Source organism: Enterococcus sp. AZ109, assembly GCF_051714625.1.
Classification (GTDB): Bacteria; Bacillota; Bacilli; order Lactobacillales; family Enterococcaceae; genus Enterococcus_A.
Map to the genome: position 1 here is coordinate 1,116,142 of NZ_JBIOSF010000002.1, position 22,932 is coordinate 1,139,073.

At 40.7% G+C, this 22,932-nt stretch carries 23 protein-coding genes; 17 read left to right on the forward strand and 6 right to left on the reverse strand.

The genetic code is table 11. The annotated features are described in order from the left end of the window. Positions 1 to 64 precede the first annotated feature (64 nt). Positions 65 to 1,030, reverse strand: coding sequence for a 1-phosphofructokinase family hexose kinase (locus IGI42_RS22040; RefSeq protein WP_438718210.1), 966 nt, complete (start codon positions 1,028 to 1,030; stop codon positions 65 to 67). After that, positions 1,027 to 1,788 (reverse strand): DeoR/GlpR family DNA-binding transcription regulator, encoded by a 762-nt coding sequence (locus IGI42_RS22045; protein ID WP_438718211.1) that lies wholly within the window; start codon positions 1,786 to 1,788, stop codon positions 1,027 to 1,029. Before IGI42_RS22045 ends, IGI42_RS22040 begins: the two co-directional genes overlap by 4 nt. A 251-nt stretch (positions 1,789 to 2,039) precedes the next feature. Here IGI42_RS22045 and IGI42_RS22050 point away from each other — a divergent pair, with 251 nt between their 5' ends. The 8 genes from IGI42_RS22050 to IGI42_RS22085 all read left to right on the forward strand — a co-directional run bounded on the left by IGI42_RS22050 (position 2,040) and on the right by IGI42_RS22085 (position 8,255). Beyond that, on the forward strand, positions 2,040 to 2,498 hold the full coding sequence (locus IGI42_RS22050; RefSeq protein ID WP_438718212.1) for a PTS sugar transporter subunit IIA: 459 nt from the start codon (positions 2,040 to 2,042) through the stop codon (positions 2,496 to 2,498). 25 nt (positions 2,499 to 2,523) lie between these two features. Continuing rightward, entirely contained in the window at positions 2,524 to 2,823 is a 300-nt protein-coding gene (locus tag IGI42_RS22055; RefSeq protein WP_438718213.1) for a PTS sugar transporter subunit IIB, read from the forward strand. A 14-nt stretch (positions 2,824 to 2,837) separates the two neighbouring features. Beyond that, positions 2,838 to 4,229 (forward strand): PTS galactitol transporter subunit IIC, encoded by a 1,392-nt coding sequence (locus IGI42_RS22060; RefSeq protein ID WP_438718215.1) that lies wholly within the window; start codon positions 2,838 to 2,840, stop codon positions 4,227 to 4,229. Between the two features lie 23 nt (positions 4,230 to 4,252). Next, on the forward strand, positions 4,253 to 4,510 hold the full coding sequence (locus IGI42_RS22065) for a hypothetical protein (RefSeq protein ID WP_438718216.1): 258 nt from the start codon (positions 4,253 to 4,255) through the stop codon (positions 4,508 to 4,510). A 13-nt stretch (positions 4,511 to 4,523) separates the two neighbouring features. Beyond that, complete coding sequence (locus IGI42_RS22070; protein ID WP_438718217.1) at positions 4,524 to 5,273, forward strand: class II aldolase/adducin family protein; 750 nt, start codon at positions 4,524 to 4,526, stop codon at positions 5,271 to 5,273. A gap of 302 nt (positions 5,274 to 5,575) precedes the next feature. Further along, on the forward strand, positions 5,576 to 6,823 hold the full coding sequence (locus tag IGI42_RS22075) for a Fic family protein (protein ID WP_438718218.1): 1,248 nt from the start codon (positions 5,576 to 5,578) through the stop codon (positions 6,821 to 6,823). 107 nt (positions 6,824 to 6,930) lie between these two features. Then, the gene (locus IGI42_RS22080; protein ID WP_438718219.1) at positions 6,931 to 7,764 is read left to right on the forward strand and encodes a helix-turn-helix domain-containing protein; all 834 of its coding nucleotides are present in this window, start codon (positions 6,931 to 6,933) and stop codon (positions 7,762 to 7,764) included. 179 nt (positions 7,765 to 7,943) lie between these two features. Beyond that, positions 7,944 to 8,255, forward strand: a complete 312-nt coding sequence (locus IGI42_RS22085) for a hypothetical protein (RefSeq protein ID WP_438718220.1) — start codon at positions 7,944 to 7,946, stop codon at positions 8,253 to 8,255. A gap of 176 nt (positions 8,256 to 8,431) precedes the next feature. On the opposite strand, the gene citC is transcribed toward IGI42_RS22085, so the two are convergent. Beyond that, positions 8,432 to 9,478, reverse strand: a complete 1,047-nt coding sequence (citC, locus tag IGI42_RS22090; protein WP_438718221.1) for a [citrate (pro-3S)-lyase] ligase — start codon at positions 9,476 to 9,478, stop codon at positions 8,432 to 8,434. Between the two features lie 17 nt (positions 9,479 to 9,495). Further along, positions 9,496 to 10,353 (reverse strand): LysR family transcriptional regulator, encoded by an 858-nt coding sequence (locus tag IGI42_RS22095; protein WP_438718222.1) that lies wholly within the window; start codon positions 10,351 to 10,353, stop codon positions 9,496 to 9,498. 258 nt (positions 10,354 to 10,611) lie between these two features. Here IGI42_RS22095 and citD point away from each other — a divergent pair, with 258 nt between their 5' ends. From citD to citF, 3 genes are read left to right on the forward strand one after another with little or no spacing between them, the layout of a single operon-like run. After that, positions 10,612 to 10,908: a citrate lyase acyl carrier protein gene (gene citD / locus IGI42_RS22100; RefSeq protein ID WP_438718223.1), complete on the forward strand. Its 297-nt coding sequence runs from the start codon at positions 10,612 to 10,614 to the stop codon at positions 10,906 to 10,908. Beyond that, entirely contained in the window at positions 10,909 to 11,820 is a 912-nt protein-coding gene (locus tag IGI42_RS22105) for an aldolase/citrate lyase family protein (RefSeq protein ID WP_438718224.1), read from the forward strand. It begins immediately after the preceding gene. Between the two features lie 15 nt (positions 11,821 to 11,835). Next, entirely contained in the window at positions 11,836 to 13,392 is a 1,557-nt protein-coding gene (gene citF, locus IGI42_RS22110; protein WP_438718225.1) for a citrate lyase subunit alpha, read from the forward strand. A gap of 216 nt (positions 13,393 to 13,608) precedes the next feature. On the opposite strand, the gene IGI42_RS22115 is transcribed toward citF, so the two are convergent. Further along, entirely contained in the window at positions 13,609 to 14,871 is a 1,263-nt protein-coding gene (locus tag IGI42_RS22115; protein WP_438718226.1) for an MFS transporter, read from the reverse strand. Between the two features lie 305 nt (positions 14,872 to 15,176). Then, entirely contained in the window at positions 15,177 to 15,875 is a 699-nt protein-coding gene (locus IGI42_RS22120) for a MurR/RpiR family transcriptional regulator (protein ID WP_438718227.1), read from the reverse strand. A 211-nt stretch (positions 15,876 to 16,086) separates the two neighbouring features. Between IGI42_RS22120 and IGI42_RS22125 the strand changes: the two genes are divergently transcribed. From IGI42_RS22125 to IGI42_RS22150, 6 genes are all read left to right on the forward strand, one after another. Continuing rightward, on the forward strand, positions 16,087 to 17,574 hold the full coding sequence (locus tag IGI42_RS22125) for an FAD-binding oxidoreductase (protein WP_438718228.1): 1,488 nt from the start codon (positions 16,087 to 16,089) through the stop codon (positions 17,572 to 17,574). A gap of 67 nt (positions 17,575 to 17,641) precedes the next feature. Further along, complete coding sequence (locus IGI42_RS22130; protein WP_438718229.1) at positions 17,642 to 18,430, forward strand: electron transfer flavoprotein subunit beta/FixA family protein; 789 nt, start codon at positions 17,642 to 17,644, stop codon at positions 18,428 to 18,430. Further along, a complete protein-coding gene (locus IGI42_RS22135; RefSeq protein ID WP_438718230.1) occupies positions 18,430 to 19,356 on the forward strand; it encodes an electron transfer flavoprotein subunit alpha/FixB family protein in 927 nt (308 codons plus the stop codon). Before IGI42_RS22130 ends, IGI42_RS22135 begins: the two co-directional genes overlap by 1 nt. 72 nt (positions 19,357 to 19,428) lie before the next feature. Beyond that, on the forward strand, positions 19,429 to 20,205 hold the full coding sequence (locus IGI42_RS22140) for an SDR family oxidoreductase (RefSeq protein WP_207675609.1): 777 nt from the start codon (positions 19,429 to 19,431) through the stop codon (positions 20,203 to 20,205). A 76-nt stretch (positions 20,206 to 20,281) separates the two neighbouring features. Further along, positions 20,282 to 21,724 (forward strand): FGGY-family carbohydrate kinase, encoded by a 1,443-nt coding sequence (locus IGI42_RS22145; protein WP_438718231.1) that lies wholly within the window; start codon positions 20,282 to 20,284, stop codon positions 21,722 to 21,724. Positions 21,725 to 21,811: 87 nt separating this feature from the next. Further along, positions 21,812 to 22,924, forward strand: coding sequence for an ABC transporter ATP-binding protein (locus IGI42_RS22150; RefSeq protein ID WP_438718232.1), 1,113 nt, complete (start codon positions 21,812 to 21,814; stop codon positions 22,922 to 22,924). Positions 22,925 to 22,932: the final 8 nt, after the last annotated feature.

A 22,932-nucleotide genomic window follows, 5' to 3' on the forward strand; every position in this document is an offset into this window, starting at 1 on the left:
CAGTGCAACTCTCTTTTTGTTTGCTCCAGGTGATAATATAGGTTTGCATCGTTTATTTCCTAATCTAAGCTTTGGAGAATGTTAACTTATTGACTTGGATTTTGGAGCAAAATTCTTTCACGCGATCCAAATTAATCGTGCCCACTTCACCATGCTGGGCATTAGACATGCCACAAGCCATGGAATATTTCAAGGTTTCTTCAATTGAATACTGGTTCACTACCGCATGAACGAAGCCGCCAACACTGGCATCTCCTGAACCAGTGGTATTAATGACTGGAATAGAAGGGATCGCCACGTCGTAAAAGTCGTTATTTACTTTGCAAATGGCGCCATCTTTGCCGCAAGAAACCATGATATAATCGATCCCATCAAATAAGGGGCTGTTCAATTCCTTGAGTGCTTGTTCTTTGGTGGCAATTTCTTTGTCTAAAATTTGGCTCAATTCATGATGATTCGGTTTAATAAAGGTTGGCTTGTAGGTTTCACTCTTCAGTAAAGAAGCTAATTGCTGTTCGGAAACATCCATAAATACCGGAATTGTTTGAGAGATATTTTCTCGAATATAGGTGAGCATATCCAAATAAATATGTTCATTTTCAGAATTGATTGATCCTGAAATACAAATCAAATCCACCGTTTCCTCCGCGCACTTTTTACCGATTCGGCCAAGCAACGTGCGGATTTCCTCGCTGGATATTTCTGGTCCGCTTTCAACAATTTCCGTATGGGTATTATCATCGTGCATAATGGTGATGGCTTTTCGTGTTTTCCCCGTGGTCTCCAGCATGTCGAGACTGCACAAGTTTTCTTTCACTAACTCCTTTTTTACCATCTTCCCAAAGTCACCTGCTAAAAAACCAGTCAAGTGTACGGTAGATCCGGATAACGCAGCCGTTCTGCCAGCATTAATTCCTTTTCCACCTACCGATTGAACGGGATCTTTGAAACGATTCATTTTTCCTAATTGAAACTGTTTAATCGTATAGGCAAAATCCATTGATGGATTCATTGTTATGGTTATTATCACTCATATTCCTCCTTGAGTATCGTTACATACTTGCTGTAACGATCAAATGCTTCTTGGGGGATTTGATCATCAGTAATTAGATAGTCTACTTGGTCCAGTCTCTGGAAAGTATAAACGTCTGCTACATCAAGCTTAGAGCTGTCTGCGACAACGCAGGTAGTTTTGGCTTTAGCAAACGCAGCGTTTTGGACGGCACCTTCGTCAAACTGGGCAGTCGTTATATTGTTTTCGAATATTCCGTTGGTAGCTACAAAGGCGATATCAATGTTGAGATTATCGAAGGAGCGCACAGCCACCTCGCCAATGAATTCCTCTGTCGTGGGAATAAATTCACCGCCGGTTAACAAGATCCTGAAATCTGTATTGTCCTTTAGATAATTAAACGAAATAAGACTATTAGTGATAATAAATAAGCCTTTTTTCGTAATCTCAGGAAGGGCATGAAACACAGTCGTACCAGCACCAAGAAAGAGAATCGAATTGTCTTGGATAATTGAATTCATGATCCGACCGATGTATTTTTTACGCTCGACATGGCTTTGAATTTTTTCATCGGTTGACAATTCTTTTTTTTCTACATCTAATTTCTGAGCTCCACCATAAAGTTTTGTCAGTTTATTTTGTTTCGCTAATTCATTAAAGTCACGACGAATCGTCATTTCAGAAACGTTTAGTCGTGATGCTACATCTGTAATAGTCAAAAAGGTGTGTTGTTGGATTAATGAAAGGATTTTATTTTGACGTTCTTCTTTTAACATAGAACCGTTCCTCCTTTAATTGTTGGACATTGTTAATGTTTGTTATAAATCGATGTTAGCTTTATTATATAGATTTTATCAACCTATTTCAAGTTAAATGTTGAAAGGTTATGTTAAAGTTTGTTAAAAGAAACCGTTGACAAGTGCTTTCTAAGCATGTATTATGATCCTTGCAGAACAAAGTCGAACAATAAATAAAAAAGATTAACAAATATAGACTTTGGTTTGCAAAAATCAAGGAGGTGTTGAGGATGGACTATAAATCGATGTTTAGTCCCAAGCTGATTGATTTATCAGTGGAGGCTTCAACGGAAAATGAAGCATTTGAAAAAGTTGCTGAGAAACTAAAGAACGAGGGGATGGTTAACGCGCATTATCTTGACGGCATCATGAAACGGGAAGCTGAATTTCCAACAGGTCTAATTACGCAGCATATCAACATTGCGTTACCGCATTCAGATCCCGAATATGTTGAGCAAGGCTTTGTATATGTTTGTCGCTTAACGCATGAAGTTTCTTGTCGCCAAATGGGAGATAGCGCAGAAATGCGTACAAAAGATTTATTTTTTCTCGGAATTAAGGATGGCAAGAATCAAGTCGGTCTATTGCAACAGTTTATGAACTTATTTATGGATGAAGGGTTTGTTAATCAGTACGTATCAATTCAGGATAACGAAGAGATGTACGAACTCTTCATGAATCATATTTAACAACAGAAAATAGGAGGAAACAAGAATGAAACGAAAACTAATTGTCGCATGTGGAAGCGGAGTTGCAACGAGTCAAACGATTGCTAGTAAAATTGCTGGAAAGTTTGAAGATGATGGAATTAATTGTCAAGTAGAGGCTGTGGATTACAAATCGATTCAAAATGAACTGCCTGCTGCCGGTATTTATGTCTATATTGCTCAGCCAGATGCCGATGTATTATCAAAAGCCGAAGAATTAGATGTAAAAGTTTTCCCAGGAGTTCCCTTTTTAACTGGTATGGGTGCCGATGAGATCTACGACCAGATTACCAGTCTTTTAAGATAAGGAGGAAGAAAACAATGGCGATTTTTCAGGATATTGTTAATTATGTTTTAGGCCTAGGCTCAGCAATCTTTGTTCCATTAATCATTTTAGTTTTAGGTTTGTTAGCAGGAATGAAATTTAGAAAAGCCTTCATGTCGGCGATAACGCTAGGGATTGCCTTTACTGGAATGTCGATGGTCATCAACTTTATGTCTGGCGCAGTAAGTCCTGCTTCTGAAGCGTTGGCAACTAACACAGGCATTAACTTGCCAGCCTTGGACTTAGGGTGGACTGGTGCGGCAAGTATCACTTGGTCATGGTCTTATGCCTTTGTATTTTTTGCGGTGACGATTGGGGTCAATTTCGTTATGCTGGTTCTTAATCTAACGAAAACCTTGAACGTAGATATGTGGAATGTTTGGGGTAAGGCACTGACAGCTTATTTAGTCTATTATGTTTCTGGAAATTTAATTGCCGGCTTTGTTACGGCAATTGTGCAAGTTATTCTTGAGTTGAAGCTGGGGGATATGTTCCAAAAGCATATTCAAGATTTGACTGGGATTCCTTTAGTCACAGTGACGCATTTTATGACCTCTTCTGCGGTGTTATTACTACCTTTTAGCATGATTATGGATAAAATTCCCTTTTTCAATAAAAAAGCGGATACCAATGCATTGAAATCTAAGTTAGGAATTTTTTCAGAGAATTCGGTGATGGGCTTTATTATTGGCTTAGGACTAGGATTAGCAGCGGCTTACGGAATTTCAGGTTCGCTGAATCTGGCGGTTCAAGTAGCAACGGCTATGGCGTTATTCCCAATGATTTCCAAGATGTTCATGCAATCATTGTCTCCTTTAGCCGATGCCATGTCTGAATTTATGAAGCGTAAATTTAAAGACCGTGAAGTATTCATTGGATTAGATTGGCCGATTCTAGCCGGCAGATCCGAAATATGGGTGACAGCAATTTTGTTAGTACCAGTCTTCATTGGTTATGCGATCATTTTACCAGGAAACCAAGTATTGCCATTGGCTGGTATTATCAACTATTCGATTGCTGTAGGCGGCTTATTGCTTACAGGCGGAAATTTAGCACGGATGTTAGTTCTAGGTGTAATTACAATGCCGATTTACCTTTATGCAGCAACCTATTTAGCACCAATTTTGAGTGGCTTAGCTGAATCAACAGGTGCAGTAGAAGGCTTCAAGAGTGGTCAGCTGATCACTTGGTCTTCGATTGAAGGTCCAGAATTTAGAATTTTCTTTGCCGAAGCCTTTAACCTGAATCCACTGGCAATTGGTGCCGTGATTGTCTTCATCGGTTTGTTCTACCTGTTGAACAAATACATGAACAACGCCAAGGTTCCAAGTCTGCGTTACGAAGAAACAAAAGAAAAAGATACCAATTTAAAAGCAAAACAGGCATAGCCTTTATCTGAAAGGGGTTTTTAATGATGAAAAGAGTCAGTCGCTTGGAATGGTTTGGCCTATTGTATGCCATCATTCTGCTATTCTTGTTAAATCTTTCTTTGCAAGTTTCCTTCTTGAACATTGTGATCATCGGCATCGCTGTCATCATTTACAAATATGGAAGTCCCATCATGTTCAAGGAATACGAGGAAAAAAGAAAGAAAAAACTCAATGACTCTCAAGTCATTAAAGACGCTGCCAGAGAGGTACTAGCGTCTGGAAAACTTTTTAAAAAGTAATGGAGGAGAAAACATGTCTGATGGACGTATGATTTTTGAAAGAGAAAGAGAAGATTTAGCCGGTATAGTGAAACTTATTTTCTCACGCAAGCTGACCAATGTGGCAGGAGGGAATTTCTCCTTTTTAGCAGAAAAAGATAACAAAGAATATATTATTATGACGCCAACGATGATGTCTGAGGCTTACCTAGGCAATCTGTCGGCATCACAGATTTTAGTGGTTGACCTTGAAACTCGGGAAGTCATCAGCGGAGTAGGCAGTTTGACACGAGAAATCAATATGCACCAAGCGGTTTATCAAACCAATCCTAAGATCAAAGCTGTGCTGCATGCTCATGCACCCAATGCCATGTTCTGGGCAACAAGCGGCTTGCCAATGCCGAACCTAACCGAAGCTACGCAAAAAGTAGGGCCGGTTCCCGTGATGAAATTTGCACCAAACTGCTCAGAAGAATTAGCGGAAATTACCAGTACTTATATTCGAGAAAACAATCTGCCAATTCCTCATATGCTGCTTTTGGACAGCCACGGGGTGTTAATCAACGCAACTGGCGATACTGGAATGATGGCGATTCATAAAGCCTTGTCTATTTTAGATACAGTGGAGTGGAATGCTGAGATTGCTTACAAGCAGGCGATCTTCCAAGCCTTAGGAATCACCGACGCCTTCCATTCTAAAGGAGAAGACATTGCTACGTTGGATGATTTGAAAGACAATGAAGCGATCTACAACCGAGCAAAGGTTGCCGCTGGCGGCGACTAATTAGCAGGTTCATGTAAGGACAAGCCCCTGAGAGATCAGGGGCTTTTTCACCCTTTAAAGAAAGTAAAAGTTATTCACAATTATAAGGCTGATTAAACCAATTCTAATGGTGTCCAGCTTCACAAACTAGCTTTGTCGGCAGTAAGCGAAAATTTTGAGAAACTTGAGGAGTAGTTTATCAAAATTTTAGTCTTATTGCTCTAAAGCTGAGCGAGTTTGCAAGCCTTTCTTATTTGAAGAGATTGCATGGAATCTATTCTAATGTTAAAATTATAGATATAATTTAACGATAGAAGGTGTGGATGTTGACCTATAAAGAAATTAAGAAGTATAAATATATGCGTAAAAATCCGGAGTTAGAATATAACAAAAGATTTGGCTCTTCTTTAGCAATGAAAACAGGATTTTATGTTTCGCCTATGGATAAGGGAATCAAGCGTAGATCAATTGAAAACGAACTCTGGGTAAACAATCTCCCTGAAATTACGCTGCTAATCAATGAAATCCAAAAACTATCCCGCAAGCTTGCCGAACATAAAGCGAAATTAACTGAAAATCAAGCCAACGAATTTATTGAATATCTGCTAATCGAAGAAATGCAGGCTACCAACGAATACGAAGGCGTAAAAAGCACCCGGCAAGAACTAAAAGAAGCGCTGGAATCCTTGAATAACGAAAATACAAGCCACCGCTTCAAAGGTTTATCGTTGCTTTACAGTCGAGTTGGCGAACCAAATTCCCAACGAGTAACTAAGCCGGCAGAAATTCGTGAAATCTATGATGAACTGGTGGCAAACGAAGTAGCTGAATCTGCCCAGTTAGAACCCGGCAGTTTGTTCAGAAAAGAAAAGGTTCTGATCGGTGATCAATTTTCGACAGTGCATATTGGTGAAGAACCAGAGCGGATTGAAGCACAATTACAAGCAATGTTGGATTTTCTAAACATCAAAGATGATCGATTTCCTTCTATTATAAAAGTGATTGTTTCTCATTATATGTTCGAATACATTCACCCCTTTTATGACGGAAATGGTCGAGTAGGAAGGTATCTCTTGGCGATGTATTTGAGCTTTGAGCTGGACAAATACTCTAGCTTGCTGATGTCCAGCGGTGTGGTCTCCAATCGACGAACTTATGAAAAAGCCTTTGTTACGACATCAGATCAGGATAATTATGGTGAAGCTACCTTTTTCGTTAAAGATTTGCTAGAGCTCTTGTACGAGGCGCAGCAAAAAATCGACTACTTGCTGGAAACAAAATCAGCAATTTCTAGTAAAGCGCAAGCAGCAGTAACAGAAAAAAACTTAAATCCCTTCACTCATGAAGTGTTTGACCTTTATTTGGATCATGGGTTGTACGGAACGGAATACAAATCACTGACCCGCAAAGATATTCGCCAGCATTTCCCAGAAAATGAATGGTCTCAGTACAAGCAAAGAAATGCAGAAAATGAGTTGGAGGCGCTGGGACTGATTGAAAAGGTTGGAGAAAAGCCGGCTAAATTTCAAATCTATTCAGAATTTTTAAAGGATCTTGCGGAAAGTATTTAGTAAAAATTCTAAAAAAGGGCGATTTTGCTGGAAGCTGTTGCGTACTTCAAGCTTAAAAGTTAAGAGACAAATTGGACGATTTTAAAGAAAATGGCAGGGATGAATAAATGACTCAGAAACAAAGCTTTGGTGAAGTAATTAAAGTGTTGCGAAAGGCAAAGAAATTGTCGCAAAAGGACTTGTGTGAAGGGATTTGTTCTCAGCCCATGCTTTCTTCAATTGAATCCGGCAAATATGTTCCTAATAGCAAACTGCTGATTCAATTGTGCCAAAAGCTGGAAGTCAGTATAGATACAATAATTTTGAACGATCACTATGAAATCAGTGAAGAAAAAGATTTCAGCAAGCAGGCAGAACAGCTTTGCAATAATCATCAGTATAAAGAACTGAAGGTGTTCTTGCGGCAGCCGGAGGTTGAAAATTCGATTCAAAGCAGCAGACAACTTCAGGCTTATTATTACTATTTGGGCTGCAGCAGCTTTCATCTTGATAAAGAGTTGCAAGAATGCAAACAGAATTTAAAGCTTTCCATCGCTGAGGCTGCAAGTTTTACCAAAGCGGACAGCTTAACTAGGCTTGGATTGGCTAGTTTAGCAATGGTAAATGCAAAACAGCTTCGCAAATCCTCCTGCAAAAAATATATTGAGCAAAGTTTGCAAGGAATATATGAGGTGTACTATGAGCCTAACTTGAACATCATTTTTTATCTAAATGGGTTGGCATTGTTTGAGCTGGAAGAATATGAGGAAGCCGCATTGATGATTGATGCCGGGATAGCATTTGTGGTGAAGCATGATTCACACTTTATGCTGGCGAATTTGTTTTATTTGCTTGCAGTGATCTCACAGAAAACAGAGGATCTTATGGGAAATAAGAGTGCAGCTGCTAAAAGTAGGCTATTTGAAGAGTTGTACCATGAATCGGTCTTCAAAAAAATATAAGCATGCTTATTTTTACTTCAATTTGAAATCCGGTATTCTAGGTTTATCAAATGAAGGAGGCGGTTTAAATCAATAAGCCACTATTTATCAACGTTAAAACGATTAAAGTAACAACAGGAACGGTAACTGAATTTTTACTCAATTTCCAAAATATTTTACAATGGGATACGGACATTCAGGTGATCGAGCCAACAGGCGAGGGATTTCATGTAACAAGGATAGGTCAGGCATTGAATGCTAGCGAAGACATCACTGTAATTGAGAAAAATGGGAAAATAATTTATCGTAGTTCAGGCGGCAGATTGGCTTACGAAGTAGTATTCACGGTGGAAAAAGAAACAGCGGATAGTACAAAAATTTCGCAGGAGCTGTACCTCTCGGAAAGTGCTGAGGTACATTTACCCATTAAACTGTTGAGCCCTATCACGAAGCATGCTTTTTCAGTCAAGCTAGACAAGTTAGCTGCAGCAATTGAGAACGCTCAAAACTAATGAAAGAGAGTCCAACGTTCTGGAAGGCAGCTACGAAATTTAACTGATCAGCAATAACAGCCTCCCATCTCGGGGGCTTTTTTTGCAATACAAAAAACACCCGGTAAAACCGCACCACCTCAAGAAGAACGTTTGCGAAAAGTCCTTCTTGGGGAATTAGTGATCGAGTCGGCCTTCTAATAATGTATAACATTCTCGCTATTTTTTATCTTTGCAATGATTTCTGCTCCTTCAGGGGAGTTTAAGAAAGCAAATGTGCTGGCGGGAACCAGTTTTTCGACCGCATTTAACTCACCTAATTGGATCATTTCCCTAATCTTGGAAGCACTGATCCTATCTTCATCAACGGCAAAACGTGGCAGCTCATGATAGGTGATTCCCGATTCCGGCAATCTGTCCTTCATTACCTTATTGTAAATATTTGTCACGGTACTGAAGGGTTCTTCCCCCACAAAACGGCTGGTAATTGCCAGTTCTTTGGCTATTTTAGTGAATAGTTCGATATCCAATAATGCCTGCGTCTCGATCACCGTTTGGTCATCTTTTAAAAAATAGCTAGGAAAGGTGGAGGTGCTGATCATATAAGGACCCGTTTCGTGATAAATAATGTTGTTGAAATCAGCGGTTCCTGCTTGAATCAATTTTTTCCTGACTGAAAAGGGAAACAGGCTAGCATTTTCACTAACCATAAACAGGTGAAGGAGATCACTGCTTCGACTGGCTTCTTCAATCAAATGTCGATGCCCCAATGTAAATGGATTAGCATTCATTACTACACTTGCAACATTAGAGTAGGTAGTTGAACATCGCTCTAAATTGTTCAAATATTTACGGAATCCATTGGGCCGATTCTCCATAAAGACTAACGTTTCACCGACTCTGGCAATTTCAAAAAAACCTAGGTCAGTAAAAAAGCGCACCGATTCAGTTTTTGTATAGACAAACAGGTGGGCATTTCCCCTAGCTTGCTGATAATCGATTAGATGAGTCACCAGCAAATTCATCAATCCTTCTCCTTGGTAAGCTTTGTCGATTGCCAGACAACGCAAGGTACTTTGAAAACAACTACCGGTGCCGACGAGTTTAGTGTTTGAATCATAAATTCCGCAGGTATAATCAAGATTTTTATCTCTGCGAATGCCTTCTTGCTTAAGCAAGTAGTTGACCTCTTCTTGAGCAATTTGGTCAGAAACATAAATGGTACTAACTGAATATTCGGTCATGATTCCCTCCTTGAGACTTAGGATGAGTAGGTGCGAAGTAACTCTATGAACGCTTTTATCTGGGGTAATTCCAGTACAATATCTGAAAACATTAAATAAGTCGGGCGAACAAAGGGTTCACCGTCAGCAAATTTAAGCGGGACAATATCTCCTTCGAAGTCTTTCAAGCAAATTTCCGGCACAATCGCCCAACCACCATCCAGCTTAACCATCTCGACACAGGTGGTGATGTTATCGACATAAAGTCCGTTGTTTTGATCGGAGTAGCCATTTTCGTGCATCCATTGCAGCAATTCTCTTTCAAAGGCTAGATCGGTTTTTCTTCCTATATAAGGTAGCTCACTAAATGATTTTTCATGATTATTCTTACTCTTGATGGCACAAATGTTTTCTCTATCCAGCAGAATTTTTTCACCTTTCCAAGGATAATCGCCTCTAACCACCGCAATATCAATCGTTCCTTCCAGCAATTGGTTATACAACTTCCGGCTATGGTCAGTTATGACATGCATGCTCACATGGGGAAATTGTCTTCGGTATTCTGACAAGACTTCTGGCAATTTAAACAAAGAATAATTTAATGAGATTCCCGCTTGCAAATAACCAGATACAATATTTTTTGATAAATCAAGCCGTTGCCTCATTGTCTGTAGTTCGTTAGAAACTTTGCGAATACTCGTTAAGACTTCTTCGCCTTCTGAAGTAAAGTACACACCTTTTCGTGAGCGAATGAGCAGTTTTACCTGTAGTTCATTTTCAATTGCGCTTATTCGTTTGGAAAGTGAAGATTGAGAAACATACAATAGTTTGGCTGCATGGGTAATATTTCTTGTCTGATCTAGTGCCAGTAAGACTTCAAAATCTCGCTCATCCATAGAAGAACCACTCCTTTCTCAGTTTGGTTAATAATTCTGTATACGAATGAAAAGGACTGTTATCAATTCCTTTTAGATATAGTTTCTATAGGACAAATTTACGACTCTCTTTGCCTTGATTATACATGAATACTGGGAAAATTGGGGCGATCTATCGATTCGTTTTAGGAATGTCTGAGCAGGAAAAATGGGACTTTTACACTTTAGCTGGAATGATGTTTACTTAGGAGTGTAAAGAAGAGGAAGGAATGAAAATAGATGAGAATTGAAAAAAATGCGATTGCCGGAACCTTAGAGTCTAGCGATGTGCAAGTTACAATTGAACCTTCAACGAACGGGATAGAACTAACGATCCAAAGTAGTGTAATGAATCAATACGGCCGGCAAATAAAAAAAGTAGTCTTGGATACGTTAACGAAGCTCGAGGTTGAAGATGCAGCGGTAATTGTCATTGATAAAGGCGCTTTAGAATGCACCCTGAAAGCTAGAGTAGAATGTGCGGTATTTCGTAGTTTAGATGCGTCGCATAAAAACGTTTCTTGGGAGGTATTGTAAATGGTACAAAGACCAACACCGCAAAAATTTCGTTTGCGCAGAACCATGATGTTTATGAATGCTCAGAAACCTGGATTAATCAAAGATGCCTATATTTATGGAAGCGACAGCATTATTTTAGATTTGGAAGATGCCGTGGCAGAAAACCAGAAAGATGCTGCCCGTTTTTCGTTATTTCAAGCACTAAAAAATATCGACTATGGCAAGACAGAAGTACTCGTAAGAATCAATGGTCTGGATACTCCTCATTGGCAAGAAGATATTCGCTGTGTGGTAGCTGGCGGGACAGATGGCATTCGGATAGCTAAATGTGAACGTGCTGCCGATGTAAAACTCGTTGAAGAGCATGTGGAAAAAGCCGAAAAAGAATTTGGTGTGGAAGTGGGGCGCACGTTGTTGATGGCAGCTCTGGAAAGCCCGCTGGGAATCATGAATGCCTATGAAATCGTTACCGCTTCGCAAAGAATGTTTGGCTGTGCGATTTCTGGCGGTGATTTCCGCAAAAGCATGCATGTTCAAATTGAAAAAGACGGCATTGAGATGCTGACGGCTCGCGGTCAAATGTTATTAGCCGCTCGAGCGGCAGGTGTTCAATGTTTCGATACGATGTTTCCTAATATTGATGATATGGAGACCTTCAAAGCCGAAGTTATTCAAAATAGAAGGATGGGATTTGATGGAAAAAGTATCGTGAATCCTAAGCAGATTCAATTTGTCCATGACACATTTGCTCCGACGGCTAAAGAAATTGCTTATGCTGAAAAATTAATCCGATCTTTTAATGAACAAGCCGATTCAGGCGTAGGTGTTTATACCGTTGACGGAAAAATGGTGGATATTCCATTCTTTGAAGACGCACGACGCGTACTGAATTTAGCTAAAGCAACCGGCGTATATCACGGGGATCTATAAGAGGGGGAATAAATAATGAAAAATGCTGTCAATCGAGAAATTCCAGCTGAACTGCTGAAAAATGGCAAAGAGGTTTATCAAGGGAAATATTACATGGACGGAAAATATGTCAAAAAGGATTCGCCCAAAAGCAAGCGCTATGTAAAGCCGCAGGAAACAAAACTTTGCCAGAGTATTCGTGAAGCTTGTGAGCAATGTGGAGCACACGATGGTATGACGTTTTCCTTTCATACCGAATTTCGTGATGGGGATTATGTTGCAAGTATGGTTGCCAAAGTATTAGTTGAAGAAATGGGACTAAAAGATATTACCGTGGCAGCCACCTCCTTAGGGAATGCCCAAGAAGTCATCGCCACTTACATTGAAGAAGGAAAAATAATTGGGGTTCAAACCTCTGGTGTCCGTGGGAAGGTTGGAGAAGTGATCTCTGCCGGAAAATTAGCAAGCCCAGCAATCATTCGTAGCCATGGTGGGAGGCCACGAGCTGTAGAAGCAGGTGAGGTCCACATTGATATTGCCTTTCTTGCAGCCGCAACTTCAGATATTTTTGGCAATGCTAAAGGGGTTAATGGAAAGAATAACTGTGGGTCAATGGGTTTTGCTATACATGACGCCCATTTTGCCGATCATACGGTGGTTATTACCGATACGATCGTTGATTTTCCTAACCTGCCATCCTCTATTTCGGCGATAGATGTAGATTGCGTATGTGTGGTTGATAACATAGGCGATGCGGCAAAAATTTCGACAAAAGAAGCCAGAATGACTGACAATCCCAGAGAGTTGATGATGGCTGAAAATGTAGCCAAAGTTATTGCAGCTACACCTTTCTTCAAGGATGGGTTTTCGTTCCAAACTGGAGTTGGCGGTCCATCATTAGCAGTGAATCGTTTCTTGGAGAAATACATGGTCGATCGAAAGATTCGTATGAGCTTTGCGCTAGGTGGAACAAGTAGTGCGATTTGCGAGCTTCAAGACAAAGGATTGGTTGACCATATTTTAGACACACAAGATTTTGATCAAGGAGCGGCTAACCATATTTTTACGCATCCGAATCATCACGAAATCGATTTGAGCGAATATGCAAATCCAGCAAACAAGGGTGCCTATGTAAATAATTTGGACTTTGTTGTTCTTTCGGCGTTGGAAGTTGATACGAAGTTTAATGTAAATGTCATTACAGGTTCTGATGGGGTTTTACGCGGCGCTCCTGGCGGACATCCCGACACGGCAGCTGGTAGTAAATGTTGTATCATTGTTACCCCTTTAACTCGTGGTCGAATGGCAACGGTGTGTGAAGAAGTCGTAACAGTCGCAACCCCCGGTGACTGTGTGGATGTTCTAGTAACTGATTATGGTATTGCTGTCAATCCGTCAAGAAACGATTTGATCAAAAATCTTGATGAAGCAAAAATCCCGCATGTAACAATCGAAGAGCTAAAGGAAAAAGCTTACGAACTTGTGGGGATACCGGATAAACTTGAATGGGAAGACAAAGTGATTGCGGTGATTGAAGCAAGAGATGGCACTATTTTAGATGTTGTAAAACAAGTGAAGCCCTTTAGTCTGTAATAGAAGAGCGTCTTAGCATTGATGCTAGGATGCTCTTCTTTCAACTGTTTATTACGAAAATTTGAAAAGACTCTGAGATACTATTATATCTAAAGTTATTAAAGGATATTATATAGCTTATTCGAAAAAGAGTAGCGTGATGAACGCTTTTAGTCTCGCTAAGGAAGTACTGTTTTGGACACTTATGATCACAGTCTTTAAATTTTCACTAAAGATCTAAGGAGCTATTTTAGAAGATGTTTCATCAGACACTGTATCTTTTTTAATTACTTTTGCTAGAATCAGAGAAGTGACAACACATCCTGCGGCCATTACAATTGCGTAGATAAACATCATGTTAAAACCAGTTTTACCAGTGTTATTGTCTAACCAGCCGCCGATCATAGTGTACATGAAAATATCTGGCATATAGCCTAAACAAGAAACTATTCCTGAAACTCGGCCAGTTCTTGAAACTGGAATCCCGGCATCATCAATAATCGCAAAGTATTGGCTGCGGATGATATAGATGAAGAACATACCAGCAACAAAGTTTGCTAGAACAATTGAAAGCAAAGCAGTATTTTCTGGCAAAACTAAGAACAAGCCGTAAGAAGCAGCTGTTAATACGGCACCGCCAATGATTACCTTCAAGCGTGAACCAATTTTATCGGCAATCAGTCCACCGATAATCCCACCAAAGGCTTGAATAATATAACGAGCACCACCAAGGTTTGCTCCGCCTGCAACTGATAGTCCGTAGACATTGATGGCTAATGTGTTGATGTAGCCGAAAATGCCATATAGGCTGTAGCCGAAAAATACAATGGCAACTAACAGCCATACTCGAGGAAGGGCTAACTGCTGAAATGTTCCAATAATTACTTCCTTCAAGGATTCAGCATCTTCTGCTTCTTCGGTATCTTCAATAATAAACCAGTGAAGTATTCCAAGAATAATAACAACAATCGCACAAGTTCGAATTGCCCATGCCGTACCAAGAATTTCATCAGCGAAGCGCCCATAAACCGCGGACATTCCAAATACCAGCAAGGCATTTAATATTCCCCGCAAACCTTCTTGCAGTCCGAACAAACGACCTTGCTCAGAAGAATCCCCCAGCATACGAGTGGCTTTGATCATGGCAGACCAGAAAGTAATGATGGTGGAAACACCCATCAAGACGAAAATCAAACGAGCAGTGTTAAAGGATGGGAAGGTGGAAAACCAAATCCCCAGCACACCTGTTGCTAGGAAAGAAACGGTCAGAAGCTTTCTAGCAGAGAACTTATCGGCAACAATCCCACCAATGAAATAGGAGAAACTAGCCATCGTTGCGTACCCTGAGGAAAGCATCCCCATTTGGGCGTTTGTCAGATTCATTGCTTTTTGAATCGGAACATAAAAGGTCTCTCGAATATAAGGTAATTGAAAAATAATTCCGGCGCCGGCAGCTAAAAGCAATAGTGTGCCATACTTTTTGATAAATGCTTTATTCATAGATAAAGTTACCCCCAGTAATTTTTTTTACGTTGCGTTCAGTGCCGCTTAACACCGAAACAATCATATTAGGGCTCTATCTCTCTAGTAACAGGTTTAGTGTAAAGGCTTTCCGTTGAAGTGTCAATGCTTTTATTGTAATAGAACATTCAGAAAATTTTAATCTTAAAGCGGCGATATCGATAAAAAAACCGTAGTTATTGGAAATTATAGCATAAAATTTCCGTTTTTAAGATTACTTAAAATAAGACAAAAAAGTTAGGAAAACAAAAAAGGGTTGATCCTCAGCAAGGATCAACCTCCGTTTATTTACTTAATTCGCGAATCACTTCTTCGATAAACATAATGAGAACGGTCCGGGTTTTCTCGTGGGAGTCAAGATGTTCATCTTGGTGTGATTTGGTTAAGTAAATGATATTGCCTTGTTCCAAATTCAAATGGGTGTTCAATTCTTCCATAATCAGAACAGCTTTAGCTTGCCGCTTTTTAGCCTCTTCGAAAAGGGAATCAAATTGCGCAAACTTTCCGGCTACCGAAAAAATCAATAGTAATGTGTTTTCTGTTAATAATCCTGGGATCATGGAGTCTTGTGTTGCTCGGATGACATTTTTATCTACTGTGTAGGTTAACTTGTAGTCAAAATATTCCATGCAAATACTAGTTGGACCATAGCCAAACAAGATTACCTTGTCGTATTTTTTGATCAAATCAGCCACATAGCTCACCGATGCGTTATCGAAATTTTCCATAAACTCCTGAATCCGAGCAAACTCGCTGCTCAGCTTCTTACGCTTCACCAGTTCTTTTCCCGTCAAAAACCGAAAGTATTCCTTATAACCGGAAAAACCGATCTTTTTAACAAACTTGGAAATCTTCGAAGGGGAGACTCCAGTCGCTTCAGCTGCTTCGGTTATTGTCATGTTGGGCTGATTCTGACTTAATTCGCTTAACGTTTGATGAATTTGGACCTCCAGCTCATTTAACCGCTCTAATTGCAACCGCATTTTCTTCACCGCCTAATCTAAATGATGAACTTAGCATAGCATAAAACTAACTGTACACGCAATTAATGATGGAAAATTTTCCTTCAGACCTCATATAAAGCTGCATTCTAATGAAAATATAAGCAAATTTTAATGTAAAAGCGGATTCAGCTCTTTATACTTGGAAATAGGAAAAGCGCTTGACGAATAAATCATGAATGGAGCTAGTTGAATGAATTCCGATACATTAGTAAAAGAGGCTATTGTTGCCGATGTGAAGAAAATTGTTTCCGAAGATCAAGTCGTTACAGATTATGAGGTATTGTATGATGCTTCATCTGACCGTTATCGTAAATATGCAAAGGCTAAACGGGTGTTAGACAATCCCGTGCCAACTGCAGTAGTTTACCCTAAAAACACAGAAGAAGTTAAAGATCTATTAATGTATGCAAATGAGAACGGTATTAACGTGATTCCGAGAAGCGGCAAGACTGCGACAGAAGGCGGCTTGGAAAACTGGAAAGACTTGGCTTTAGTGATTGACGGCTCTAAGATGAACAAAATCATCAAAATCGATCCTTACAACATGCAGGCAACTGTTGAAGCAGGCGTAAGATTGCAGGACTTAGAAGATGAGTTGCGAAAAATCGGCTATACCACCGGTCATTCACCTCAATCAAAACCAGTTGCGCAATACGGTGGACTAGTATCTACGCGTTCAATTGGCCAGTTCTCGACGCTTTACGGTGGAATTGAAGACATGGTTGTAGGCCTAGAATGTGTCTTTCCAAATGGACATATTTCTCGCATCAAAAATGTTTCTCGTCGTGCCGGCGGACCAGACATCCGTCACATCGTCATTGGTAATGAAGGAACCTTATGCTATATCACTGAAGTAACAGTGAAAATTTTCAAATACTATCCAGATAACAATAAATTCTTCGGTTACTTAGTAAATGATGTGGAAACCGGCGTGAAAGTATTACGTGAAGTAATCACTAACGGTTACCGTCCATCAGTTGCTCGGACTTATTCACCAGAAGATGCTCGCCAGCATTTCTACCATTTCTATGAAGACAAATGTGTCTTGATCTTTATGGCAGAAGGTCCGGAAGGCATCGTGGAAGCAACCGGCAAAGGGATTGAAGAAGCCGTTGAAAAATTCAAAGACGGTGTCTATAAAGAAGTCGATAGTCAATTAATCGCCAACTGGTTCAACCAATTAAACTGGACCCAGCAAACGATTGACGACGAAGTGCAAGGTATGATCGACAATGACAAGCACGATGGCTACACCACTGAAGTTTCAGCAGATTGGGAAACTATCACGAAAATCTACAACAACGTAATCGACCGGATTCGTAATGAATATCCGCGGGCCAACGATTTGACCATGCTTGGCGGCCATTCATCTCACAGCTACATTAACGGAACCAACATGTACTTCGTTTACAACTACGAAATCAATTGTGAGCCTGAAGATGAAATGCGCATCTATCACCATCCAATTCAAGCCATCATTGTGGAAGAAACTTTGAAGCTAGGTGGCTCCATGTGTCACCATCATGGTATTGGTAAATACCGCAACGAGTGGACCAAACAAGAGCATCAATCAGCTTACTATATGCTGGAAACTTTAAAAGAAGCCTTCGATCCAAAAGGCATCATGAACTACGGCAACATCTATCCAGTACAAGAAGGCTACAAATATCAAAAATAGTTTATCTTTCCTGCGAGGGCGACTGCTCGCCCTCCAGTGAATTTCTTTAAAGATTAGGATGATCGTTATGAAAATCATTTGTCTCATTAAATATGTTCCCGACACCGATCAGTTTGAATACAATTATGAAACCGATCGGATTAACCGAGAAAAATCTCGGTTGATCTTGAATCCTGATGATAAGCAGGCCGTCGCTTGGGCTTTGCAGCAAAAAAAACAGGATGCAGCCGTTTCAGTAAGAATTGTCACGATGGGTCCCATGAAGCTGGAAAAAGAGCTGAAGGATTTGATTCGTTTAGGGGCTGATCAAGTGGTCTTGATTAGTGACCGTCAGTTTGCCGGCAGTGATTCGCTGGCAACCAGTTTGATTCTGACCAGCTATTTACGCTCACAGGAATATGACTTGATTTTAACTGGCACTCATACCTTAGATGGTGGGACGGGACATATTGGCCCGCAGGTAGCTGAATTATTGGACTTGAATCAATTTTCAAATGTAGGAAAAATTGAAGAGGCTGCTAAAAATTATACTGTTGTGGAAACGCTCCAGGATAATCGGATTTTCCGCTTAAAAATCCAAAATCCTTGCGTATTAAGTTTGATCCATCAAATGAACTTGCGCTTAGGTTTCGTTAGATATGAAAATATCGACAAAAACGTCGATGCTCAATTCTCTCTAGTAACAAACGAAACCCTAAAGCTTTCAGCCGATGTGATTGGCCGCAAAGGCTCGCCCACTAAGGTGTTAAGAAATGTGGTAGCCAAACAAACCCGAGTGATGAATCAAGTCGTTCAGGTGGATGATCAAGGAATTGAAACGGTCGTGGCTTATTTGAAAGAAAAGGGGTACTTGTAATGTTTAAAGCACTCATTTTAGTCGACAATGATTTCACCGATTACTCCATCGATTTGAGCGATGCAGCCCAGCGCCTAGCTGGAGAAGAAAATCTTCAACTGTATGGATTGGGCATTAATTTAGAAAATCAACAGATCAAAGGCTTCGACACACTCATTTGTGTGGAGGAGCCGGCGATTCAAGCAAAGGATAGTCGAGTCATTACCGATATTGTCCAACAAGTTCATCAAAAATACGACTTTGACAGTATCTTTATACTGGCTACTGATTTTGGGCGGATGGTGGCGCCGAGACTGGCGATGCGCCTGAAGGCTGGATTAGTGGCGGACATTACCGCCATTGAAGTAGACCAGAAAGGCCGCAAGCTGATTCGACCGGCATTTTCCGGTAATATGCTGGCAAGCATTGTTTGCGACACAAAGCCAATCATGGCTAGTGTTCATCCTAATGTTTTTCAGGCCGAAAAGGTGACGAAGCAACCAGAAATTGTTGATTTCCAAATTACCGAAATGAAACCGTCAACAATCGAAGTATTAACCGTTACAGAAAACGAGAAGCAGCAAGACATTCGCGAAGCTGAGGTATTAGTTTCAGCAGGTGCTGGGTTCAACGAAGACCTGGATCAGTTGACAGACTTAGCCCACAAATTGAAGGGGACGGTGTCAGCTTCAAAACCAGTTGTGGAACAAAGCAGAGCACCGCGAGAAATTCAAGTCGGCCAATCCGGCAAGACCGTAAGCCCTAGCCTCTATTTAGCGTTAGGTATTTACGGCTCCATGCAGCATATTGAAGGACTCAAGAATGTAAAAGATTTAATTTCAGTTAACATCGACCAAGGAGCACCATTAAATTATTTAGCCAACATTATCGTAGTAGGCGATGCGGTTGAATTTGTCGCTAAGTTAAAACAGTGGCTAAATTGTTAAAAGCAGGACAAAAAAATGGAAAATTGGGGTGACAAAGTTCACTTCAAAATACAAAGAAGAGAAGGTAAAAGAATGGAAATCAAAGACTTTAAGATGGATATGTTTGCAATCAAAGGGAAAAATGCAATTGTTACTGGGGGAAATACTGGACTAGGCCAAGCCTTTTCATTAGCTTTAGCTGAAGCTGGCGCCAACATCTTCATGCCGTCTATTATGCCAGATGATGAAGCATTCAATCAAACGCTGCAGGAGCGGGGAGCAAAAACGGTTTACATGCACGCTGACATTACAAAGGATGGTGTTCCTCAAGAAATCATCGAAAAATGTGTGGCCGAATTAGGTTCAGTAGATATCTTAGTCAACTGTGCCGGCATTTGTCCTTGTGACGATGTACTAAGCTATGGCCGCGACAAATGGGACCCAACGATTAATATCAACTTAACGGCTGCTTTTGATATGAGTCATGAAGCAGCTAAAGTAATGATCCCGCAAAAGAGCGGAAAAATCATCAACATCTGTTCTTTATTCTCTTTCTTAGGCGGACAATGGGCACCAGCTTATGCAGCTTCTAAGCATGGTTTAGCTGGGTTAACTAAAGCTTACTGTGATGAATTGGCACAATACAATATCCAAGTAAACGGCATTGCACCAGGATACTTCCAAACACCGGTAGCAAAAGCATCAATTGAAGATCCAGAACGCAACAAATGGATTGTGGATCATACACCAGAAGGACGTTGGGGCGATGTAGCTGATTTGATGGGAGCTACTGTTTTCCTGGCTTCGCAAGCATCTCACTTTGTAAACGGTCATATTTTAGCCGTTGATGGTGGATTCTTAGTACGTTAATAGATAAATAAAGGCTGGCAGAGGAAAGCTTTTTTCAGCCGATAAACGAAAAATTTAATCAGTGAAGGAGAACTTCATGGAAAAGAAATATATCGTCGGCATTGATGGCGGCAGTCAAAGTACCAAAATTGTCATCTTTGATTTAGAAGGCAACATCGTTGGGGAAGGCAAAGAGAATTTACGTCCGATGCATTTGGCTGAAGGTGTGGTAGTCGAACATCCAGGAGATGACTTATGGGATTCCCTATGTGTGGCCGCTAAAAAAGCGATGGATCAGTTTGGTGTTAGAAAAGAAAACATTGTCGGGATCGGTTTGGGCTCTATTCGTTGCTGTCGCGTATTAATGAAAAAAGACGGCTCATTGGCTCAGCCTATTATCAGCTGGATGGACAAACGGACAGCCACTCCTTTCGAACACGACAATCCTGAAGTCCAATATGTGACTTCCACTAATGGGTATTTGACGCATCGTTTGACCGGCGAATTCAAGGACAATATCGGTAATCACTTCGGCCAATGGCCAGTGGACTATGAAACGTGGGACTGGTCCACCGATGAAGACGTGCTGAAAAGCTACAATTTGCCTAGAGAAATGCTGCTGGATCCAGTTAAACCTGGAGATGTTTTAGGCTATATTACTAAAGAAGCCAGTGAAAAAACCGGCTTTCCTGAAGGTCTGCCGTTAATTGCCACAACTAGTGATAAAGCGGTAGAAGGCTTAGGGGCCGGACTGATTCGTGATACTACCGCATTCGTTTCATTGGGAACTTACATCAGCAGTATGGTAACTGGTACGGCTATGCCAGAAGATGCAACAAGTTATTGGGGCATCATGTCCTCAATTCCTGGAAAATATGCTTATGAAGGCTACGGTATCCGCCGCGGCATGTGGACCGTTTCTTGGTTTAAAGATCTTTTAGGCGAAAAAATTACGATTCGCTCGAATTATCAAGGCATCTCAGAGGAAGAGTACTTAAATGACCAGGCGCAGCATGTCCCAGCCGGCAGTGATGGCCTGATGACAGTCTTGGATTGGCTGGCAAACCCTTGGGAACCCTACAAACGTGGTGTGATGATTGGTTTCAATGCCCATCATGATTACCGGTATATGTACCGTTCGATTTTAGAAGGTATTGCCTATACTATGAAAAACAATGTCACCAACATGACGGAAGAGCTAGGCAAAACCATCGATGAAGTCATCGTGACAGGCGGCGGATCCAATAGTGATTTGCTGATGCAGATTTTTGCCGATGTCTTCAATTTGCCAGTGAAACGCAATGTGGTAAACGGCAGTGCCAGTGTCGGTGCGGCAATTAATGTGGCAGTGGGCTTAGGTATTTATTCCACTTATGAAGAAGCGGTCGAAAAAATGGTCAAGGTGAAGGATATCTTTACACCGATTCCAGAAAATGTAGCGATTTATAAACGGTTAAACGAAGAAGTTTACCAAGGATTGACGATGCATACCGACAAAGTATTGGAAAAAACCTTTGCGATTTTGCATCCAGAACAATAGTAAATGACACCACGTGTAAAAGGACTAAATGCCCAAAAAGGGCTTTAGCCTTTTTCACGTTTACATAGACATGGGGAAGGTAGATTGATGATTGAATTTAAAACGGTAGAAAAAAGATACGGCGATGTCGCAGCAGCCGTAGAAAAATTAGATTTAACGATTGAGGACAATCAGTTTATTTGTGTGATCGGAACCAGCGGCAGTGGCAAGACAACCTTGTTACGGATGATTAATCGTATGGTGGAACCGACGAGCGGCTCGATCCAAATTAACGGAGAAGACACCGCTAGTTTAAATGAAGATGAATTGCGCCGCAAAATTGGTTATGTGATTCAAAATATCGGACTTTTCCCACATTTGAGCATTCGTGACAATATTATGATCGTTCCCAAATTATTAAAATGGTCGGATAGTCAACGTAAGGGCATTGCCGAACGGTTAATTGAAAAAGTCGAATTGCCTTTAGAGTTCCTAGATCGCAAGCCGAAAAATCTTTCCGGCGGACAGCAGCAGCGAATCGGTGTAATTCGCGCGTTGGCGGCGGATCAGGACATTATCTTGATGGATGAACCCTTTGGTGCCCTAGACCCGATTACTCGAGATGCCCTGCAGGAGATGATCAAACGCCTGCAGCAGGAAATGAACAAAACAGTAGTTTTTGTCACTCATGATATGGATGAAGCTCTTAAATTAGCAGATAAAATCATCATTATGGATCACGGGAAAGTTGTGCAGTATGACACCCCGGAAGCCATTGTAAAACATCCTGCTAATGCTTTCGTAGAAGAATTACTAGGCAAACGCCAGAAACAGACCTATTTCGAGAACGAACTGATAGTTTCTGATTTGATGCATACGCAAGCGGAGGCAATTTCATTAAGCAAGTCGATCATTGAGGCCATCAGTCAAATGACTCAGAAGAAAGTTGATACCTTGCTGGTAGTGGATGACCAGCGGCATTTAAAAGGGTTCATTGATATTAAAGATATTGATCGCAAAATCAATAAAGCCACCAATATTTACGAGATTATGCGCACAGAAACCTCCAGCGTAAACCAAAATGAGAAGCTGGCGGACGTAGTGGACCCGTTGTTTAATATGGAATTAAAATATTTGCCGGTTGTGGATGACGAAAATCACTTGGTGGGAATCTTGACCCGATCTTCCTTGGTGTCTTTGATTTACGACCAGTTGAAGTAGGTGAGAAG

Excerpts from the sequence above, each read along its gene's own strand:
- IGI42_RS22140 (WP_207675609.1), top strand. The coding sequence starts at position 19,429 with ATGGAAATCAAAGACTTTAAGATGGATATGTTTGCAATCAAAGGGAAA.
- citC (WP_438718221.1), bottom strand. The coding sequence starts at position 9,478 with ATGACCGAATATTCAGTTAGTACCATTTATGTTTCTGACCAAATTGCT.
- IGI42_RS22060 (WP_438718215.1), top strand. The coding sequence starts at position 2,838 with ATGGCGATTTTTCAGGATATTGTTAATTATGTTTTAGGCCTAGGCTCA.
- IGI42_RS22045 (WP_438718211.1), bottom strand. The coding sequence starts at position 1,788 with ATGTTAAAAGAAGAACGTCAAAATAAAATCCTTTCATTAATCCAACAA.
- citF (WP_438718225.1), top strand. The coding sequence starts at position 11,836 with ATGAAAAATGCTGTCAATCGAGAAATTCCAGCTGAACTGCTGAAAAAT.
- IGI42_RS22070 (WP_438718217.1), top strand. The coding sequence starts at position 4,524 with ATGTCTGATGGACGTATGATTTTTGAAAGAGAAAGAGAAGATTTAGCC.
- IGI42_RS22130 (WP_438718229.1), top strand. The coding sequence starts at position 17,642 with ATGAAAATCATTTGTCTCATTAAATATGTTCCCGACACCGATCAGTTT.
- IGI42_RS22080 (WP_438718219.1), top strand. The coding sequence starts at position 6,931 with ATGACTCAGAAACAAAGCTTTGGTGAAGTAATTAAAGTGTTGCGAAAG.
- IGI42_RS22065 (WP_438718216.1), top strand. The coding sequence starts at position 4,253 with ATGATGAAAAGAGTCAGTCGCTTGGAATGGTTTGGCCTATTGTATGCC.
- IGI42_RS22145 (WP_438718231.1), top strand. The coding sequence starts at position 20,282 with ATGGAAAAGAAATATATCGTCGGCATTGATGGCGGCAGTCAAAGTACC.
- IGI42_RS22125 (WP_438718228.1), top strand. The coding sequence starts at position 16,087 with ATGAATTCCGATACATTAGTAAAAGAGGCTATTGTTGCCGATGTGAAG.
- citD (WP_438718223.1), top strand. The coding sequence starts at position 10,612 with ATGAGAATTGAAAAAAATGCGATTGCCGGAACCTTAGAGTCTAGCGAT.
- IGI42_RS22105 (WP_438718224.1), top strand. The coding sequence starts at position 10,909 with ATGGTACAAAGACCAACACCGCAAAAATTTCGTTTGCGCAGAACCATG.
- IGI42_RS22050 (WP_438718212.1), top strand. The coding sequence starts at position 2,040 with ATGGACTATAAATCGATGTTTAGTCCCAAGCTGATTGATTTATCAGTG.
- IGI42_RS22135 (WP_438718230.1), top strand. The coding sequence starts at position 18,430 with ATGTTTAAAGCACTCATTTTAGTCGACAATGATTTCACCGATTACTCC.
- IGI42_RS22120 (WP_438718227.1), bottom strand. The coding sequence starts at position 15,875 with ATGCGGTTGCAATTAGAGCGGTTAAATGAGCTGGAGGTCCAAATTCAT.
- IGI42_RS22115 (WP_438718226.1), bottom strand. The coding sequence starts at position 14,871 with ATGAATAAAGCATTTATCAAAAAGTATGGCACACTATTGCTTTTAGCT.
- IGI42_RS22055 (WP_438718213.1), top strand. The coding sequence starts at position 2,524 with ATGAAACGAAAACTAATTGTCGCATGTGGAAGCGGAGTTGCAACGAGT.
- IGI42_RS22075 (WP_438718218.1), top strand. The coding sequence starts at position 5,576 with ATGTTGACCTATAAAGAAATTAAGAAGTATAAATATATGCGTAAAAAT.
- IGI42_RS22095 (WP_438718222.1), bottom strand. The coding sequence starts at position 10,353 with ATGGATGAGCGAGATTTTGAAGTCTTACTGGCACTAGATCAGACAAGA.
- IGI42_RS22150 (WP_438718232.1), top strand. The coding sequence starts at position 21,812 with ATGATTGAATTTAAAACGGTAGAAAAAAGATACGGCGATGTCGCAGCA.